A 16,766-nucleotide genomic window follows, 5' to 3' on the forward strand; every position below is an offset into this window, starting at 1 on the left:
CGTGGCTCACTTTTCAACCCACGAAATGGCTCACTTTTCGACCAGCGCTGACAGGCAGCGTCCCAATCGATAAACGTCCAACGATCACCGATGATGAGATTCCACGGCGCCAGGTCGTTATGGCAGATCAACTCTTCGCCAGGCGATGAGATCGCCACGTTCCACCGCGCGTCACGCGGTGGAACGAATGACTCGCTCGCGTCGTGGATCGCGCGCACCATCGCTCCGACACGATGAAGTTCCGAATGCGTGAGTGGCTCTGACGGCCTTGCTCATCCTGGCCTAGGACCGCTGGCACGTCGACGCCAGCTTTCCTGACAGCTGTCATGAACTCGAAGACGCTCGGCGTCGAGTCCATCCACGGCTTGCGTACTGTCGATCCAATGCGTACGACGCCATCGCTGACATTGCCACCTTCGAGTATCTGCTCGGCATCCATTACTCGATGCTAGCTCCGTCCGTAAACCGATCCTTTACCGGACGCCGCCCGATCGGATTATGCCATTGAGATGAGCGTCCCGGGGATGGTCCTGATGGAGACTTGCGACGCCGCTTTGCGGAGAAGAGCGATCGAGGCACTCACGATATCTTGCCCGCCTGGGGTGTCGCGGCTGCCGCTAATCTCCTAGATCGCGCAGCCGTCCGGGCCGCAGGCCTCGGCATCGGGGCTGCCGACGGCGACCAGCGGATTCGCTTCCTGCCACGCCTGTGTGAGGGCCTGGGTGAAGACCTCCGAGGGCTGGGCGCCGGAGAGTCCGTACTTGCGGTCGATGACGAAGAACGGCACGCCGGTGACGCCGATCATCCGTGCTTCGGCGATGTCGCCGCGGACGTCCTCCGCGTAGTTGTCGGTGCTGAACAACTCGGCGATTTCGGCTTCCGGCAGGCCCAGGTCGTCGCCGAGGCTGCTCAGGTATTCCTGGCTGCCGATGTCCTTGCCGTGTTCGAAATGGCCGCTCAAGAGCAGTTCCTTGGCTTCGTCCTGCTTGCCGTGGGCGGCTGCGAGATGGATCAGGCGGTGTGCCGTGAAGCTGTTGGCCACCACGACGTCGTCGAAGCGGTAGCTGAGGCCCTCGCCTTTTGCCTGCAACGCGACGTGCTCGAACATCTGGCTGACCTGCGCGGGGTCCATGCCCTTGCGCTTGCTCAGGTAATCCAGCTCGGTGCCGTCGTAGTGTTCCGGGATGCTCGGATCCAACTGGTAGCTGCGCCACTGGATCTCGACCGAGTCGCGGTGCGGGAATTCAGCCAAGGCCGCTTCGAACCGGCGCTTTCCGATGTAGCACCACGGGCAAGCGACGTCTGACCAGATCTCAATCTTCATGATGGCGACAACCGGAAGTGGACGCCGGTCATTCCCGGCCTGGCCTGTTGGACTGGTCACAGCCCGGCGACGGCCCGCTCCATCACGAAATCGTGCTCCACGGAATCGCCCAAGCGGAACGACTTGGTCCCGACCTTCCTGAATCCGCTCTTCTCATAGAAGCGGATGGCTTTGGCGTTCTGGCTGTTGACGCCGAGCCACACACCGGCAGCCCCCGAGCCGGCAGCGCGGTCCAACGTGACTTTCATGAGCTCCGCGGCAGCGCCCAGGCCGTGGTGTTCCGGATGCACATAGCACTTGCTCAGTTCCGTGGAAGGGTTGAGCGTCAGGGCCGAAGCGACGTCGGTATCGCTTGTGGGTCGGGCCACGAGCATGCTGTAGCCGCGGAGTTCACCGGCGGCGTCGATGGCCAGGATGGTGATGTCCGGATCGGCAAGGTATTCAGTGAACTTCTCCGCGCTGAGCGTCCTGCTCAGGTGCGCCGCGATGTCTTCGGGCGAGGAATCCGGCGGGCAGGCGAGCGGAAAGGTGACGGCAGCAAGCTCTGCCAGCGGTCCGGCGTCGTCCGCTGTCGCTTCACGGATTGTCTGGCTCATGCGGTCCTCTCAGGCAAACGGGCTCGGAAATGCACCTCAAGACTGATCTTAAGGGGCATTTCCGGAAGAATTACGACGGCGGTGGTCCGCCCGAGAGTTGGGCGAAGGGTTCCCGCCTAGGCTGCGAGGTGTTGGCGGATCCCTTCGACAATGAGGTCGTGATCCTCCTGCGAAGAAAGGCCTGACGCAGTGACGGCCGCGACCACGCCAACGCCCCGGACCCGCACGGGAAACGAGCCCCCTGTCACGGCGTAGTCGGCGCCCAGCCACCCACTGGCCACCGGATCGATACCGGCGGAGGACAATCGGGCTTCTACAAGTGCGCTGCTGGATTCCATCCGCAACACGAGTGCGGATTTCCGTGCGATCCACGATTCCTGGTCTGGTGTGATGCCGGGTAGCGCCGCGCGGAAAAGGATGAGCCCGGGGCGCCGGATGTCGATGCCGATGGCATGGCCTGCCGCCTGGGCCATGCCCGTGAGCCGCGAGCCGAGCCTCCAGGCGTCACCGTGATCGAAAGAGGTGAAAATCAGTTCCTCTTCCTGGCGTTTGAGAGCTTCCAATGCTTCAAGAGCGCTGATGCCGGCCATGGCGCTACCGTTCTTCCGTGCCGTAGGGTTCGAAATCGAACTCCTGAAAGTCGGACACTTCCTTCGCCCAGCGGGACTCCACGAATCCGACGTGGGCAGGATGGTCATTGTAGGAGCTGAAGGCCTCCGCGCCGTCGAACGTCATTTCAAACTGAAGGCCAAGCGGGCTCTTCTGTGAAATCTGGCGGGATACGCGGAAGTCCTGCACTACCGGTATGGCAGTCAGTGTGGCGACTGCTGCGTCCAGGAACTCCCGTTCCCCGGAGGAACCGGGCTCGTGGATGAGGGAGAAAGCGACCGTGTGGCGGATCATGGCGTTCCAATCGAAGTGCTGACGGGATAGGCAACATAAGCGAACCGCTCCGAGTCGGGCGACCAGCTGTTGACGTTGAGGGTTCCCTGCCCGCCGAAGAGCGGCCAGGTGTGGAGCGGCGTCGCCCAGTCGCTCGTGGAAAGAACGACGACGTCGACCGGCAAGTCCGCGGGGTGGCCTTCCGTGCCGCCGGGGAAGCGGATGTAGCTGGCCAGCCGCCCGTCGGGCGAGAGGTGCGGGAACCAGTCGACGGTGTCGCTCGCCAGCAGGTGCTCAGGCTTGCCGCCGCTCGTCCGCACCCGGGCGAGTTGGGCGTGGCCCGGCCGGTCGGTGAAGGCTTCGGTATTGAAGTACAGCCATTCGCCGTCGGGCGAGTACTCGGGACCGTCGCAGTGGCCAGGGCCGGTGTCCACGAGCGCGGATGGGCCGCCGGCCGCAGGCATCGTGATGAGCCGGCCAGGCTGGGTGAAGTCCCCGGCTTCTATCCCCACGTAGGCGAGCGTCTGTCCGTCGGGCCTGACGCCGTGGAGGAAATGGAACCACCCGTCGTCGGCCGTGAGGCGGTCCGCCTCTCCGCCGTCGAGGTCTGCGCGGTAGATGTGGCCATCATTCGCCGAGAGGTAGATGGTGGAGCCATCGGGCGCGAGGACGTGGTCGTTGTTGAGGTCCGGGATTCCGGTGATGGCTACCTTTTCGAGCCCTCCCGAAAGATCCAGCCGCCAGAGGGCGCCGTGACCGTTGAGGATGAGGGCCTGGCCATCGAGCGTCCAGTTCGGTGCTTCCAGCAGGATCTCGTCCGTGGCGAAGGCCAGTTCGGAAGCACCTGTGGCGGAGGCGATCCATACTTCGCAGCGCTGGCCAGGTTGGAGGGTCCGTATCACTTGGGGGCCTCGACGGAGCCGCCCCGGAGTTCCTTGATCCGGATGTTCCGCCACCTGCATTGTGCTCCGATACCCCAGCGGGCTTCGCCGAACACGGCGTCGTTGTCGTGGACCTCGAGCGCGATGTGTCCGCTGTCGCCAAGCACCTCGAAGACCGCATCGGCGTCGTAGTTGGGGGATTGCAGGGTGGCGGTATCCAGTTCCGCGATCTTGAGGCCGTTGATCCACGTGGTGATGACAGGCATGCTGCCGACGCAGCGGATCCGCAGCTCGTTCCACTCGTCCCAGCGCCACACGTCGAGGAAATCGCCGACGTCGGCTGCGTAGCTGAGCCGGGCACGCTTCACTTCCGTGACGGGTTCCACAGAGGTGGCCGGGTTGTCTGCGACAAGGCCGGTGGGGCGGCCGGCGTCGTCCCGGGCGACGTCGATCGCGAACGGAACCGCCGAGAAGCTCGCCAGTCCGTTGCCGAAGAAGCCGCCGATGCCACCGGAGGGGCGGTGGTCCACGAGGACTTGGAACCCTTCCCAGCTGTCCCGTTGACGCCGGATCATCACACCGGTGTCCGCAGGCCAATCGGGGCGCATCTCAAGCTTCAATTCGAAGTCCCCGAACGCCTGGTCGCTGACAAGGTAGCCGCCGTAGCCGCTCCCGGGTGAGTCCTGCTCGCCGATCAAGACGCCGTCTTCAACCTTCCAGCGGGCAGGATGCTTCTCCGGCTCTACGGGGCGCTGGAGTCCGAGGCTGTCGAAGTGCTCAAGGACGCTCGGGCCGCCGGGATACACCGAGCCATAAATGCGAGGCGCAGCGTGCCACCCGGCCAGGCTGGCGCCGTCGAACAGCGGGACGAACCCGTCGTTACCCACGTCGGACACCACCTAGTCCTGGCTGAAGGCGGCGTCGAAGCTGGTTTGGGAGGGCGGGAAGTCGAACTTCTTGAGGGCCGCTAGGGCTTCGGGGGCGCCGTGGAGGCGGTCCATGCCCGCGTCTTCCCATTCGACGGAGATCGGTCCGTTGTAGCCGATGGCGGTGAGGGCCCGGAAGGAGGATTCCCAGGGCACGTCGCCGCGTCCGGCGGAGACGAAGTCCCAGCCGCGGCGGGGGTCGCCCCAGGGCAGGTGGGAGCCCATGACGGTGTTGCGGCCGGTGGGGCGCAGCTTGGTGTCCTTGCAGTCCACGTGGTAGATCCGGTCCTTGAAGTCCCAGATGAAGGAGACGGGGTCGATGCCTTGCCACATGAAGTGCGAGGGGTCCCAGTTCAGGCCGAACGCTTCCCGGTGCCCGATCGCTTCCAGGGTCCGCACGGTGGTCCAGTAGTCGTAGGCGATCTCGGAGGGGTGGACTTCGTGGGCGAAGCGGACACCGCATTCATCGAAGACGTCCAGGATGGGGTTCCAGCGGTCCGCGAAGTCCTGGTAGCCAGCCTCGATGACCTTCTCGGGGACGGGCGGGAACATGGCGACGTACTGCCAGATCGAGGAGCCCGTGAACCCGACGACGGTGTCCACGCCGAGGGCGCGGGCGAGGCGGGCGGTGTGTTTCATTTCCTCGGCGGCCCGTTGGCGGACGCCTTCGGGGTCCCCGTCGCCCCAGACCTTGGCCCCGACGATCCCTTGGTGGCGGAAGTCGATGGGGTCATCGCACACTGCCTGGCCCTTGAGGTGGTTGGAGATGGCCCAGACCTTGAGGTTGTATTTGTCCAGGACGGCGAGCTTGGACTCAACGTAGCCGGGTTCGTCCCAGCGCCAGGCGTCCAGGTGGTCCCCGGACACGGCGATTTCCAGGCCGTCATAGCCCCAGCCGGAGGCCAGCTTGGCGACTTCCTCGAAGGGCAGGTCGGCCCACTGGCCGGTGAACAGGGTATACGGGCGGGGCATGGGTTCTCCTTGCAAAAATTTACGGGGGGAAGCTGGACGGCCGGCGTTTCTAGTGGCCGGAGACCTGGATGATGGCGGACTTGGCGTCGGCTGATTCTTCGATGGCGGCCAGGACCTGTTGGACGGCGAGTCCGTCTTCGAACGAGGGCGAGGGCGGGGTCCCGGCGTCGATGGCCGCGAGGAAGTCACGGATCTCGTGGGTGAAGGTGTGCTCCCAGCCGATCACGTGGCCCTGCGGCCACCAGGCGGCCATGTAGGGGTGTTCAGGCTCGTTGACCAGGATCCGGCGGAAGCCCTGCTCCCGGACAGGCACCGTGGCGTCGAGGAAGCCGAGCTCGTTGATGGATTCCAGGTCGAACAGGAGCGAGCCCTTGTCGCCGTAGATTTCCATCGTGAGCGAGTTCTTCTTGCCCGTGGCCATGCGGGAGACTTCCACCGAGGCGATGGCCCCGGAGGCGAGGGTCAGCGTGGCCCAGGCGGCGTCGTCGACCGTTACTTGTTCCGGACCGTTCGCCCCGGGGCGGTTGTCCACGAAGGTGTGGAGCCGGCCGGAGACTTCGGTGACGGTGTCTCCGAGGAGGAAGAGGACCTGGTCGATCGCGTGGGAGGCGATGTCGCCGAGTGCCCCGGATCCCGCGGTTTCCTTGTTGAGGCGCCAGGTCATGGGGGAGTCGGCGTCCACGAGCCAGTCCTGCAGGTAGGCGGCGCGGACGTGCCGGACCGTGCCCAGCCGGCCTTCGGCAATGAGCTCCTTCGCGAGGGCCAGGGCCGGGACGCGGCGGTAGTTGAAGCCGATCATGGACTGGATACCGCGCGCCCGGGCGGCACGCGCGGCTTCCGTCATGGCTTCGGCCTCGGCGAGGGTGTTCGCGAGGGGCTTCTCCACGAGCACGTGCTTGCCCGCCTCCAGCGCCGCGGTGGCGATTTCGGCGTGCATCCAGCCCGGAGCGCAGATGTCCACGATGTGGATGTCATCTCGCTCCAGGACCTGGCGCCAGTCCGTGGCGGACTCGCTCCACCCGTACTTCGCCGCGGCCTCGGCAACCTGTTCCGCGTCCCGGCCAACGAGCACTTTCTGCTCGAAGGCCGGAACGTCGAAGAAACTGGCCACGTTCCGCCACGCGTTGGAATGGGCTTTGCCCATGAACGCGTAGCCGATCGCGGCGACACCCAGGGGTGTCTTGCCCGGTTCGCCGTCGTGAGGATTGGTGGGGGTAGCGGCGGAGCTAGTCATGAGTGATTCCTAGAGGGTGGCGGCCATCGGGTCCCAGTCCTCGGGGAGGGCCTGGGAGGTCACGGCGGAGCTGTCGACGCCTACGAAGGTGCCGGTTTCGGCGGACTCGGAAATGGAAACCAGGGTATCGACCACATGGTAGGCGAGGGCTCCCTGGGCGCGGTGGGGAACGCCGGCGCGCAGGGAACGGGCCATGTCCAGCACGCCCATCCCGCGGCCGTGGGCCGGTCCCGTGGCGGGAATGATTTCAGCTTCGTCGGCCCCGGCGCGCCATAGCTTGAGGTCGCCGTCGAAGTTGTTGGGGTCCGGCAGTTCCAGGGTGCCCTCGGTACCGGTGATCTCCACGAAGCCCATCCGCAGGCGGGGGGATTCGAAGCTGAACACACTGTGCGAGGAAGTACCGCCCTCGAACTGGAGCATCGCGGACACGTGGGTGGGGACCTCGACGGCGAATTCCTCGCCGGCCTTGGGCCCGGAACCGACCACGCGGACTTCCTTGGCCTTGGACCCGACGGCGGCGACCTTGCGGACCGAACCGAAAGTCTGGACCAGCGCGGTGACATAGTACGGGCCCATGTCGAAGAGCGGGCCTGCGCCGTGGGCGAAGAGGAATGACGGGTTCGGGTGCCAGGACTCCGGGCCAGGGGTCTGGAACATGGTCAAGGCAGTCAGCGGGGTGCCGATGTCGCCGCGTTCGATGATCCGGCGGGCCGTCTGCAGTCCTGCGCCCAGGAAGGTGTCCGGTGCGCAGCCGAGGCGGATGCCCGCGGCGTCGGCCGTCTTCAACAGGGCCAGACCGGATTCGCGGTCCAGGGAGAACGGCTTCTCGGTCCAGACATGCTTGCCGGCGTTCACCGCAGCAGTGGCCACCTCGACGTGCGCCGCCGGGATGGTCAGGTTCACGATGATCTCGACGTCGGGATGGTTCAGGGCCGCGTCCACGCCACCCCATTCCGGGATGCCGTATTCCTTGGCCCGTGCCTGGGCGGCTTCCTCGAACAGGTCCGCGATGACATAAACCTTCAGGTCCGGGAAAACCGTCAGGTTGTCCAGGTAGGCCTTGCTGATGTTGCCGGCGCCGATGACGGCGACGCCGACGGGCCCCCGCCGGGTCGACGGGGTGGACTGGTGCGTTGCGGTGCTCATGCGTTCACATCCTGTGCTGCGTGGAGGAAGGCGAGGCTCTGGGCAATGCCTTCGAAGATGTCGCCAGCGTAGTCGTCGAACTCAACGACGCCTACCTCGAGGGACTTGGCGGCAGCAACGACGTCGAGCACCGGGATGGTGCCCTGGCCCGCCGGCAACTGGGCTTTCGTGTCCGTGGTGCCGGGGCCGTCCTTGATGTGGATGAACTTCACGCGGTCACCGAGGCGCGCGAGCAGTTCCACGGGGTTCTGGCCACCGACCGCAGCCCAGTAGGTGTCCACTTCCAAGACGAGTTCCGGGTCGAGGAGGCCTTCGAAGTACTCCAGGGCCGTCTGGCCTTCGACGGTGGACTCAAGTTCCCAGGCGTGGTTGTGATAGCCGACGCGGATGCCGTATTCGGCACCCTTCTTCGCGGCGGCGTTGAGCTTTGCGGCGGTGGCCTGGATGTCCTCGGCGTTCTGCCAGTGCTCTGCGGGCAAGTACGGATCGATGACCGTTGCAATGCCCAGTTCCTTGGCGGCGGCGAAGATCTCATCCTGGTCCTGGCTCAGCAGCGGCGCGTGGCCGGAGGGGGCGCTCAGCCCGTTCTCCTTCAAGGCAGCGCCCAGCTCCTTTGCCGTTGCCACGAAATTGTAGGGTTCAACCTGCGTGAAACCGATCTCGGCAACGCGTCTGATGGTGCCCGGCAGGTCTTCCTGGATGGCATTGCGCAAGGTGTACAGCTGGATGGAGTAAGACATGGTTTTCCTTTGCGTTGTCAGTTGCATGAAAAGGTTCGAATTAGCGGCCGGCGAGGGATCCGCCGATGCCGCCGACGCTGAAGTACTTGTTCAGGGTGGCGAAAACGATGATGGGCGGGAGCATCATGACGACTGCGAGGGCCATGACGCCGGACCAGTCGGTGAGGTTTTGCTGGAAGAAGGACTGCACGCCGACCGGGAGGGTGAAGATTTCGTTGGAGCGCAAGAACACGATCGCGACGAGGTAGTCGTTCCAGGCCAGGAGGAAGGCGAAGATGGCTGTGGACAGGATACCGGGCAGGGAATTGCGCAGCACCACCTTCGTGAACGATCCGAACACCGAGCAGCCGTCGATCCAGGAGGCTTCCTCAAGGCTGACCGGGATGGAATCGAAGTAGGCGGCCATCATCCAGGTGGCCACCGTCATGGTGGAACCGACGTAGATGATGATCAGGCCGAGCAGGTTGTCCACGAGTCCCATGCCTGCGAACAGGATGAACAGCGGCACCACGGAGGTGATGATCGGCAAGGACTGCATGACGAAGAGCAGCAGGGAGTAGCCGGAGACGGCTTTGGAGCGGCCGCGGGAGAGGACATAGCCGGCGGGCGCCGCGACGGCGACGGAGACGACCACCGTGGAGAGCGTGGTGATGAGGCTGTTTGTCAGCCAGGTGCCTGCGAGGGTCTTGGAGAAGACGCCGGTGATGTTTTCCAGGGTCAGGCCGGTGGCGGTGCTGTTCGGGCCCGGCGTGAGGGCGAGGATCACAGTGACCATGATCGGGACGAGGACGATCGCGGTGATGGCCAGGATCAGGACAAACCGCCACCATCGTCCGCGCAAGCCGGCTTCGGAGAGGGTGCGGCGGGTTTTCTGGGGTCCCGCGACGCCGAGCGCGGGTCCGGATTCGGGGTGGGCGTGCAGTACTGCGCTCATTATTCGACGCTCGACTTTCGGATCTGGCGGTACAGGAAGACCGACACGACGACGAGGGTGAGGGTCATGAGGAAGGCGATGGCGACGCCCGGACCGGTCTGGAAGTCCTGGAAGACGCTGCGGTAGGCCAGGACCACGAGGGAGGTGGTGGCGTCGACGGGGCCGCCGCCGGTGAGGAGGTAGATCGTGGGGAAGTCGTTCACGCAGAAGATCGTCATCAGGATCCAGCTGATATAGGTGGAGCGGGCGATCATCGGCAGCGTGATCTGGGTGAACTGCTGCCACTTGCTGGCGCCGTCCATGCTTGCGGCTTCGTAGACGGTGGTGTCCACGGAGGCCAGGGCGGCGGAGATCATCATCATCATGAAGGGGAAGCTGACCCAGACCTTGAAGACCATGACCATGACGGCGGCGAGGTGCGGGTCGGCCAGGAACAGCGGCGTGCCGAGTCCAAGGTTGCGGAAGATGGACGGGATGAGGCTGTCCGGGGTGGCGACGAGCCAGTTCCAGGCCGTGGAGGACACCACGATCGGCACCACCCAGGGCAGGAGGAGCAGGACCTTGAAGGTGCCGCCCGCCGGGATCTTGGTGCGTAGGAGCAGGGCCAGGCCCAGGCCCACCAGCCAGGAGCCGAAGACGCCGACGATGGTGAACCACAGGGTGAACTGCGCGGCCTTCCAGAAGGCGGGCGAGGACAGGACGGTGGCGAAGTTGTCGACGCCGACGAAGTTGCCGGTGTCGATCAGGGAGCCGTCGTGGGTTGCCTGGACGCCCGCGTAGATCAGCGGGTAGCCGTTGATCAGGACGAGCAGGACGATCGAGGGCAGGAGGAGCCAGAAGAAGGTCCGTTTGGTCTGGCCCGACAGTTTGCTCTTGCGGTTCAGGCCGCCGTTGTGGGTACGGGACCCGCCCCCGGGCCCGATTGCGCTGTGGTCGATGACATGGCGTTTTACTTCTTGAGGACTGACTGGAGACCGCTCTGGAAGGCTGTCAGCGCCGACTTGGCGTCGGTCTTGCCCGTGAGGATGGTCTGGGTGAACTGGTTGAGTGCCTGGCCGCCGTCGAGGACAGCGAGGTTGGCGTTGAGGGAGGTTCCCTGGGCGGCGAAGGTCTTCGCGATGGGCTGGTATTCCTTGACGATCTTGACGTTGTTGGGATCGCTGGCAAACTCGGGAAGTTCGGTGATGGACTTGAAGACCGGGAGGGCGTTCATGAGCTTCTGCTGCCAGAGGGTCTTGAGCTGGCCCATGTAGTAAGTCAGGAAGGCCTCGGAGGCGTCCTGGGAAGGAGTGTTCTTGTACATCATGATGTTGTTCGGGAACACCAGCGTGGCTTTGTCGCCGTGCGGACCGGCCATCGGGCTTGCCACCATGAGGTCCCCCGAGGTATCTCCCACGCGCTGCGGGACGCCGAGCACGTACATGCCGAAAGCGGCCTTCTTGTTCTTCCACTGCGCGTCGAGGTTGTCCGAGGTGTAGCTGACGGCCGCCGGATCGATGATGCCGTTGGAGACCAGTTCGAGCAGGAATTCGGTGGCTTCCACATTGCGGTCGTTCATGACGTCCAACTGGCCGTCCTTGGTGAAGACGCCACCGCCGTTGTTGATCATCATCATGATCATCAAGTGGTTGCCGATGTTGTTGCCGGCTCCGGAGCCTGTCGCGAATCCGACGGCGCCGATGCCCTTGAGCTTCTTGCCGGCTTCAAGCAGGCTGGGCCAGTCGGTAGGAACCGCAACGCCGGCCTGGTCGAAGAGGGACTTGCGGTACCAGAGGGGGCGCATGTCCAGCTGCCACGGAACAGCGACGTAGCCCTTGTCCGACTTGAACGGCTCCAGGACGCCCGGCAGGAAGTCATCGAACTGGCCGTTCTTCTTTAGTGCGTCGACAACCTTGTCCGCGTACGCGATCTGGCCCTGCTGCTCGAACTGGAACGCCTGGAATCCACCACCGGTGGACACTGCGGGTCCGGTCTTGGACGCGATGGCCGAGGAGAACGTCTGGTAGAAGTTGTTCCACTGGATGATCTGGTAGCTGGCCTTGCTGTTGGCCCCCGAGAAGCCGTCGGTGATCTTCTTCGCGGCATCGTTATAGGCCGTTGTGGCCCACGGCATGTCCCAGAATTTGATCGCGCCGCCGGCGGAGCTCGAGCTGGAGCCGCCCCCGCAAGCTGCGAGCAGCGGGACGGCGGCTGCTGCCGCCGTGAGGCCGAGGAATCCCCTGCGGGAGAAATTACGCTTGGCTTCGGACTGAACATTCATGATGATTCCTTTCGGGACCGCTGCGTGGTCTGCGCGTTTGGTGCGGTCCGGCTCGTCGTCGAGAAGGCTAATGATTGCTTTGGTGCTCTGTTTTGCTCGATTGCGCTGGTTGCGTGGAGGAGAAGTGCAGGTTCAGGTCAGGTGCGCGATGGATTCCGTCAACCGGGCAAAGCCGGCCAGATCGGACGGGAGAGTGCCGGCGTCGAGGTGTTCCTTGAGCCGGCGCCAGGTGGTGCGGTGGGCGGATTCGTACAGCGTGGGCAGGAGGATTTCTCCTTGGGGCCCGGTAGCGCGGACTTCGGCCGGCCAGGCGGCAAGCGGTTCCGGGACCGCAATGCTGACACCGCCGTCGTCGGTGTAGAGGCGGAAGTCGACGCCGGCGGGCCGGGAGTTGCTCAGCACGCCCTGGAGCGAAACCGGGGCACCATTGGCAAGCCGCCCGGAAACCGTGTAGCCGTGCGGACCGTGGCGCAGGACGCGAAGCGCGTCCAGTTGTCCGGTGACGCGTACGACGGCGGCGAGATGCTCGGTGAGCAGCCGTTCCGGATCCGTGCCTGCCGCGGCCGTCGCGACAGTGTCCAGCATCGCGGCGCGGCCGGCGACCGTGCGGACGGCGTCTTCGGCTCCTGCGAGGCCGGGGTTGGAGGCCCAGCGTTGGTCCAGGACAACCGCCACGCCGGCGGCTTCAGCGGCGTCCAGCAGGGCGGCGGTATTTTCCGGGACCGGGTTGACGACGACGATGCCCGATGCTCCGCCGTCGATCGCCTTGATGGCCTCCGTGGTCCAGCCGGGGGTGCCGTCGAGGGCGGAGATCCGTGCGGCCTCCCCGGCGGCCACGGGGCCGAAGCTCGCAGGAAGCGACGCGACCGCGAGTCCTACCGCGCCGCTCTCTTCGGCCCGCGGGGTGGCGGCGACCGTGTACTGGGTGCTCATGAGCGGGCTCCTGCATGGCTGTTCGCGTGTTCCGCGGCCGCAACATCCACTGTGGCGTCGGCAATGGCTATCGCGAAGGTGAGGTCATTGATGAGGGTCTCAGCGGACGGCGGTTGCTTTGTTCCGAGTGCCAGTTGGGCGAGTTCGCGCCATTCGCCCTCGTAGCCGTTGTGCTCGAAGGGTCCGTAGGTGGTGCTCGTGGCATTGCGGGTGATGGTTGCGACGGCGGAACCCGCCTGCACGTAGGAAGGGGTGAAGTCCACGCGAAGGGCTGCGTCGTCCGAGATCGCTTCGAACGCCCATTCCGGCTTCCAGGTGGAGTTCATGGCTGCCCTGAGCTCGATGATCCGGTCACCGGCGCCGTGTTTTCCGCAACGCAGCGAGATCACGTAACCGAAGGGGCGCACATGGCGTGCCTGCAGCACCTCGAGGTCCTCGAAGTCCGGGGTGAAGCGGCGGACGAGGGGGAGGTCGTGGATGGCGAGTCCCATGATGCCGCCGCGGAGGGCGCTCTTGATGACCTCGATGTCGCTGTAGTCGGGGGTGCCGCCTGCGGGCCGCGTGATGATTTCGGTGGCGAAGTCTTCGAAGCGGGCATTGGGCGGAAGGACGATGGAAGAGCGGATGGTGTGGACGTTCTCGGGCAGATCGCCCCAGTTGGCTTCTGCTGCGAGCCAGCCTGGATCGAAGGTGTGCATGGCGCCCACGATGATCGGCACGCCCGTTTCCGCGCTGACCGCCGAAATCCGGGCTGCTTCCTCGCCGCTCATGGCGAAAGGCTTTTCGCAGAGGACGGCCTTCTTTCCCGCGCGGCACGCTGCGATGACTTGGTCCGCATGGAATTGGTGGGGGCTGCAGATGGCCACGATGTCGACGTCGGGATCGCCCAGGAGCGCGTCCATGCTGGTGCTGTGGTTGGCGCCGACGCGGGCTGCGACCGATTCGGCGACCGCGGCGTCGACGTCCATGATGTGGCGGACTTCCAGGATGTTACGGAGCCGGGCCAGGGAGGGAAGGTGGATTGCTTGGGTGACCGGGCCGGCGCCAAGGATGCCGACGCCGAGGGGCTTCGGTGATCCTAGCGGTGTTGCCTGTGAGTGGCTGGACAAGATCAGTTACCTCTTCGTAAACGGAGTCTCTGGAGTTTCAGCGTGGCTTCGTGGGCTACGTGACCCTTCTCACAAACAACCTACGACGACTTTTGTCGATGAGCAAGCAAAAGTTGAAAAACATTCGACAATCTTTTTACTGCGTGACACCCATAAGCAATCGTGCTATCACTGATGCATGACCTCAGCACCCGGAAAAGACCCCGGCAAAGACGGCCCCGTACAGGACGCCGGGAGCCTTTCGCGTGCAGGAGATCTGTTTCAGCTTCTTCGCGACGGCCAGGCACGAACCCGGGCAGAACTCGCCATCACTACCGGGCTCGCCCGTTCCACCGTCGCCTCGCGCATCGACGCCCTGATGAACTCCGGACTCGTGGGCCCGGCCGGCGAGGCGAGTTCCAGCGGCGGCAGGCCGCCGTCGCGCTTTGCCTTCAACCCTGCGGCCCGTGTTGTCCTGGCGGTCGACGTCGGAGCTACGCACGTGATCGTCGCCGTCACCGATCTCGGTGGAACTGTTTTGGCCGAGCGACGCCTCGCGCAGGAAGTCGCTGACGGTCCCGAGGTGGTGCTCGGCAGGGTGGTGGCTGCAGGGCGGGAGCTCCTCACCGAGGCAGGCCGCAAGCTTGAAGACCTTGCCGGAATCGGCATCGGGCTGCCCGGACCGGTGGAACACGACAGCGGCAGGCCGATCAAACCACCGATCATGCCCGGCTGGGACGGGTTCGACGTGGTCCGTTACATGCAACGCTCGCTGCCGGTCCCGGTCCTCGTGGACAACGACGTCAACATCATGGCCCTCGGCGAACGCACGGCCTACTGGCCGGACCACGACAATTTGCTCTTCATCAAAATCGCCACGGGCATCGGCGCGGGCATCATCAGCAGCGGCGAGCTGCAGCGCGGTGCCAACGGCACGGCCGGGGACCTCGGCCACGTCCGGGTTCCCCGCGGCGACGACGTCCTCTGCCGTTGCGGGAACTACGGCTGCCTTGAAGCGCTCGCCTCGGGACCCGCGGTCGCCCGCCAGCTCCACGCCCAAGGACTCGCTGCCAGCAACGGCGGCGATGTGCTGCATCTCGTGGCCGACGGAAACCTCCAGGCGATCCAGGCACTCCGGCAGGCCGGACGCGACGTCGGCGATGTCCTGGCAACCGTGGTCAATCTGCTCAACCCCTCCATGATCGTGATTGGCGGCAGCATGGGGGAGGCCGGTGAGCACCTTGTGGCCGGTATCCGCGAAGTCGTCTATCGGCGCTCCCTTCCCTTGGCCACCTCGCACCTGCGCATCGGCATCTCGATGGCGGGCGACCAGGCCGCGATCCTGGGTGCGAGCCAGATGGTCACCCAGCACGTTTTGTCCCCGGCCGTGATTGAAGCCACGCTGCAGGCAACGGGCTGAGCGGCGACTTATGGCGTTCCGCAGCTGCATGCCGTGATAGCAATGAAGGTGATGCCTACTTTCCCCGCCCTCCAGCGCACCCCATGACCAGCCAATTCCTCGCCAAGGTCCCAAGAGGCTGGCTGATCCTCGCGTGCATAGGCCTCATCGCCCTCAACATGCGAGGACCCTTCGTCGCGGTGGCGCCGGTGGTGGATTCCCTCAAACGGGACCTTGGATTCTCACCCGTGGAACTCGGGCTGCTGACGGGCATTCCCGTGCTCTGCTTCGCGCTCGCCGCGCCGCTGGCCTCGATGGCGGGACGCAGGTTCGGCGCTGAATTCGCAGTGATGCTCACGCTGGTGGGCGTGCTGGCCGGCGTCGTGATCCGCTCAAGCGGCGGCGGCGTTCCGGTCATGGCGGGTACGGTCCTCATCGGCCTCGCCATCACCATCGGGAACATCGCAGTGCCGCTCATCATCCGCCGGGACTTCGCGCCGCGGCGCCAGGCAACAGCGATGGGCGTCTACACGGCGGCCCTGAACATCGGGTCCTTCCTGACCTCGGTGGCCACCGCACCGCTCGCGGAACTTGTGGGTTGGCGGCTTGCCCTCGCGGCGAGTGCCCTCCTGGCGCTGGTGGCCATCTTGTTCTGGATCCCCACGGTCGGTGCCCGCCGCGCGTTCGTTCCGGCTGCGGTGCCGGCCGCCGAGGGATCGCGGGGCGGGAAGGCTTCCGGCGTTGGCTGGCTGACCGTTGGCCTGACGCTCGGCTTCGCAGGCCAGGCATTCTCGTACTACGGCGTGACCGCGTGGCTTCCGAGCTTCCTGGCCGACGAGCTGGGCATGGGAACCGCACAAGCCGGTGCGGGATCGTCGCTCTTCCAGATTTTCGCGATTGTCGGTGGCCTCGGCGTGCCGCTGCTCGCCCGTTTTACCAGTACGACGGCGGTAGCGGCCACCTTGGGTGCCTTGTGGCTCACGGTGCCGTTGGGCTTGTTGCTGGCCCCGGGCTGGTGGTGGCTGTGGTCCTCGCTCGGCGGAGTCGCCCAGGGTGGCGGCATCACGGTCATCTTCATCGCCATCATCAGGTTCGCCCGCGACCAGGCCTCGGCAGGCAAGATGTCCGCCGTCGTGCAGGGGGTCGGTTACTGCTTCGCGGCCCTGGCTCCCACCATCATCGGCTACGTGCACGGCATCTCCGGCAGCTGGACCGTGCCGCTCCTCGTCATCCTTGGCTCGGTGGCCGCGTTCTGCGTCTGCACCACCGTCTCGGTGCGCTGGGTGGCCCGGCAACGTTAGGTGCGCTCACGATGGTAGGCGGGTCCCGCCGTCGTCGCCTACCCAACTAACTCGCAGTTGTTGTCGTTATGACGCTCCAAAACGACAACAACTGCGAGTTAGCGGATGAGCGCCGCTGGTGCGCCGTGGGCCGGGAAAGTATGCGTCTGG

18 protein-coding genes are annotated in these 16,766 nt (G+C 65.2%); 2 read left to right on the forward strand and 16 right to left on the reverse strand.

Going from position 1 to position 16,766, the window contains the following annotated elements; genetic code table 11:
• The 16 genes from QRN45_RS20975 to QRN45_RS20635 form a co-directional block, all read right to left on the reverse strand.
• Positions 1 to 221 (reverse strand): phosphotransferase (locus QRN45_RS20975; RefSeq protein WP_350309798.1); only part of this gene is annotated, 221 nt, incomplete at its 3' end.
• 404 nt (positions 222 to 625) lie between these two features.
• Positions 626 to 1,324 (reverse strand): DsbA family oxidoreductase, encoded by a 699-nt coding sequence (locus tag QRN45_RS20565; RefSeq protein ID WP_264637289.1) that lies wholly within the window; start codon positions 1,322 to 1,324, stop codon positions 626 to 628.
• 56 nt (positions 1,325 to 1,380) lie between these two features.
• Complete coding sequence (locus QRN45_RS20570) at positions 1,381 to 1,920, reverse strand: GNAT family N-acetyltransferase (RefSeq protein ID WP_264637290.1); 540 nt, start codon at positions 1,918 to 1,920, stop codon at positions 1,381 to 1,383.
• A 116-nt stretch (positions 1,921 to 2,036) separates the two neighbouring features.
• Positions 2,037 to 2,510, reverse strand: a complete 474-nt coding sequence (locus tag QRN45_RS20575) for a heme-degrading domain-containing protein (protein ID WP_264637291.1) — start codon at positions 2,508 to 2,510, stop codon at positions 2,037 to 2,039.
• A 4-nt stretch (positions 2,511 to 2,514) separates the two neighbouring features.
• Positions 2,515 to 2,823, reverse strand: a complete 309-nt coding sequence (locus tag QRN45_RS20580; protein WP_078106724.1) for a Dabb family protein — start codon at positions 2,821 to 2,823, stop codon at positions 2,515 to 2,517.
• Positions 2,820 to 3,704: a TolB family protein gene (locus QRN45_RS20585; protein WP_264637293.1), complete on the reverse strand. Its 885-nt coding sequence runs from the start codon at positions 3,702 to 3,704 to the stop codon at positions 2,820 to 2,822. The genes QRN45_RS20580 and QRN45_RS20585 overlap by 4 nt, the downstream gene beginning before the upstream one ends.
• Positions 3,701 to 4,579 carry a 3-keto-disaccharide hydrolase gene (locus QRN45_RS20590; protein WP_264637294.1) on the reverse strand — a complete coding sequence of 293 codons (879 nt, stop codon included), beginning with the start codon at positions 4,577 to 4,579 and terminating at the stop codon, positions 3,701 to 3,703. Before QRN45_RS20590 ends, QRN45_RS20585 begins: the two co-directional genes overlap by 4 nt.
• Before the next feature lie 3 nt (positions 4,580 to 4,582).
• A complete protein-coding gene (locus QRN45_RS20595; RefSeq protein WP_264637295.1) occupies positions 4,583 to 5,581 on the reverse strand; it encodes a sugar phosphate isomerase/epimerase family protein in 999 nt (332 codons plus the stop codon).
• 49 nt (positions 5,582 to 5,630) lie between these two features.
• Positions 5,631 to 6,815 carry a Gfo/Idh/MocA family protein gene (locus QRN45_RS20600; RefSeq protein ID WP_284764527.1) on the reverse strand — a complete coding sequence of 395 codons (1,185 nt, stop codon included), beginning with the start codon at positions 6,813 to 6,815 and terminating at the stop codon, positions 5,631 to 5,633.
• 9 nt (positions 6,816 to 6,824) lie between these two features.
• Positions 6,825 to 7,961 carry a Gfo/Idh/MocA family protein gene (locus QRN45_RS20605; protein ID WP_264637297.1) on the reverse strand — a complete coding sequence of 379 codons (1,137 nt, stop codon included), beginning with the start codon at positions 7,959 to 7,961 and terminating at the stop codon, positions 6,825 to 6,827.
• The gene (locus QRN45_RS20610) at positions 7,958 to 8,701 is read right to left on the reverse strand and encodes a sugar phosphate isomerase/epimerase family protein (RefSeq protein ID WP_264637298.1); all 744 of its coding nucleotides are present in this window, start codon (positions 8,699 to 8,701) and stop codon (positions 7,958 to 7,960) included. The genes QRN45_RS20605 and QRN45_RS20610 overlap by 4 nt, the downstream gene beginning before the upstream one ends.
• Positions 8,702 to 8,741: 40 nt before the next feature.
• Positions 8,742 to 9,635 (reverse strand): carbohydrate ABC transporter permease, encoded by an 894-nt coding sequence (locus QRN45_RS20615; protein WP_241710089.1) that lies wholly within the window; start codon positions 9,633 to 9,635, stop codon positions 8,742 to 8,744.
• Positions 9,635 to 10,255, reverse strand: coding sequence for a carbohydrate ABC transporter permease (locus QRN45_RS20620; RefSeq protein WP_253190764.1), 621 nt, complete (start codon positions 10,253 to 10,255; stop codon positions 9,635 to 9,637). The genes QRN45_RS20615 and QRN45_RS20620 overlap by 1 nt, the downstream gene beginning before the upstream one ends.
• A gap of 329 nt (positions 10,256 to 10,584) precedes the next feature.
• On the reverse strand, positions 10,585 to 11,895 hold the full coding sequence (locus tag QRN45_RS20625; RefSeq protein ID WP_241710087.1) for an ABC transporter substrate-binding protein: 1,311 nt from the start codon (positions 11,893 to 11,895) through the stop codon (positions 10,585 to 10,587).
• Between the two features lie 132 nt (positions 11,896 to 12,027).
• Positions 12,028 to 12,828 (reverse strand): hypothetical protein, encoded by an 801-nt coding sequence (locus QRN45_RS20630; RefSeq protein ID WP_264637299.1) that lies wholly within the window; start codon positions 12,826 to 12,828, stop codon positions 12,028 to 12,030.
• The gene (locus QRN45_RS20635; RefSeq protein WP_264637300.1) at positions 12,825 to 13,937 is read right to left on the reverse strand and encodes a Gfo/Idh/MocA family protein; all 1,113 of its coding nucleotides are present in this window, start codon (positions 13,935 to 13,937) and stop codon (positions 12,825 to 12,827) included. Before QRN45_RS20635 ends, QRN45_RS20630 begins: the two co-directional genes overlap by 4 nt.
• A 178-nt stretch (positions 13,938 to 14,115) precedes the next feature.
• Here QRN45_RS20635 and QRN45_RS20640 point away from each other — a divergent pair, with 178 nt between their 5' ends.
• Together QRN45_RS20640 and QRN45_RS20645 are read left to right on the forward strand one after the other, a co-directional pair.
• A complete protein-coding gene (locus QRN45_RS20640; protein ID WP_241710084.1) occupies positions 14,116 to 15,336 on the forward strand; it encodes an ROK family transcriptional regulator in 1,221 nt (406 codons plus the stop codon).
• An 83-nt stretch (positions 15,337 to 15,419) separates the two neighbouring features.
• A complete protein-coding gene (locus tag QRN45_RS20645) occupies positions 15,420 to 16,616 on the forward strand; it encodes an MFS transporter (RefSeq protein ID WP_264637301.1) in 1,197 nt (398 codons plus the stop codon).
• Positions 16,617 to 16,766 lie beyond the last annotated feature (150 nt).

This window comes from Arthrobacter sp. efr-133-R2A-63 (assembly GCF_030209795.1).
In the GTDB taxonomy this organism is placed as follows: Bacteria; Actinomycetota; Actinomycetes; order Actinomycetales; family Micrococcaceae; genus Arthrobacter; species Arthrobacter bambusae_A.

Excerpts from the sequence above, each read along its gene's own strand:
- QRN45_RS20565 (WP_264637289.1), bottom strand. The coding sequence starts at position 1,324 with ATGAAGATTGAGATCTGGTCAGACGTCGCTTGCCCGTGGTGCTACATC.
- QRN45_RS20570 (WP_264637290.1), bottom strand. The coding sequence starts at position 1,920 with ATGAGCCAGACAATCCGTGAAGCGACAGCGGACGACGCCGGACCGCTG.
- QRN45_RS20575 (WP_264637291.1), bottom strand. The coding sequence starts at position 2,510 with ATGGCCGGCATCAGCGCTCTTGAAGCATTGGAAGCTCTCAAACGCCAG.
- QRN45_RS20580 (WP_078106724.1), bottom strand. The coding sequence starts at position 2,823 with ATGATCCGCCACACGGTCGCTTTCTCCCTCATCCACGAGCCCGGTTCC.
- QRN45_RS20595 (WP_264637295.1), bottom strand. The coding sequence starts at position 5,581 with ATGCCCCGCCCGTATACCCTGTTCACCGGCCAGTGGGCCGACCTGCCC.
- QRN45_RS20600 (WP_284764527.1), bottom strand. The coding sequence starts at position 6,815 with ATGACTAGCTCCGCCGCTACCCCCACCAATCCTCACGACGGCGAACCG.
- QRN45_RS20605 (WP_264637297.1), bottom strand. The coding sequence starts at position 7,961 with ATGAGCACCGCAACGCACCAGTCCACCCCGTCGACCCGGCGGGGGCCC.
- QRN45_RS20610 (WP_264637298.1), bottom strand. The coding sequence starts at position 8,701 with ATGTCTTACTCCATCCAGCTGTACACCTTGCGCAATGCCATCCAGGAA.
- QRN45_RS20615 (WP_241710089.1), bottom strand. The coding sequence starts at position 9,635 with ATGAGCGCAGTACTGCACGCCCACCCCGAATCCGGACCCGCGCTCGGC.
- QRN45_RS20625 (WP_241710087.1), bottom strand. The coding sequence starts at position 11,895 with ATGAATGTTCAGTCCGAAGCCAAGCGTAATTTCTCCCGCAGGGGATTC.
- QRN45_RS20630 (WP_264637299.1), bottom strand. The coding sequence starts at position 12,828 with ATGAGCACCCAGTACACGGTCGCCGCCACCCCGCGGGCCGAAGAGAGC.
- QRN45_RS20640 (WP_241710084.1), top strand. The coding sequence starts at position 14,116 with ATGACCTCAGCACCCGGAAAAGACCCCGGCAAAGACGGCCCCGTACAG.
- QRN45_RS20645 (WP_264637301.1), top strand. The coding sequence starts at position 15,420 with ATGACCAGCCAATTCCTCGCCAAGGTCCCAAGAGGCTGGCTGATCCTC.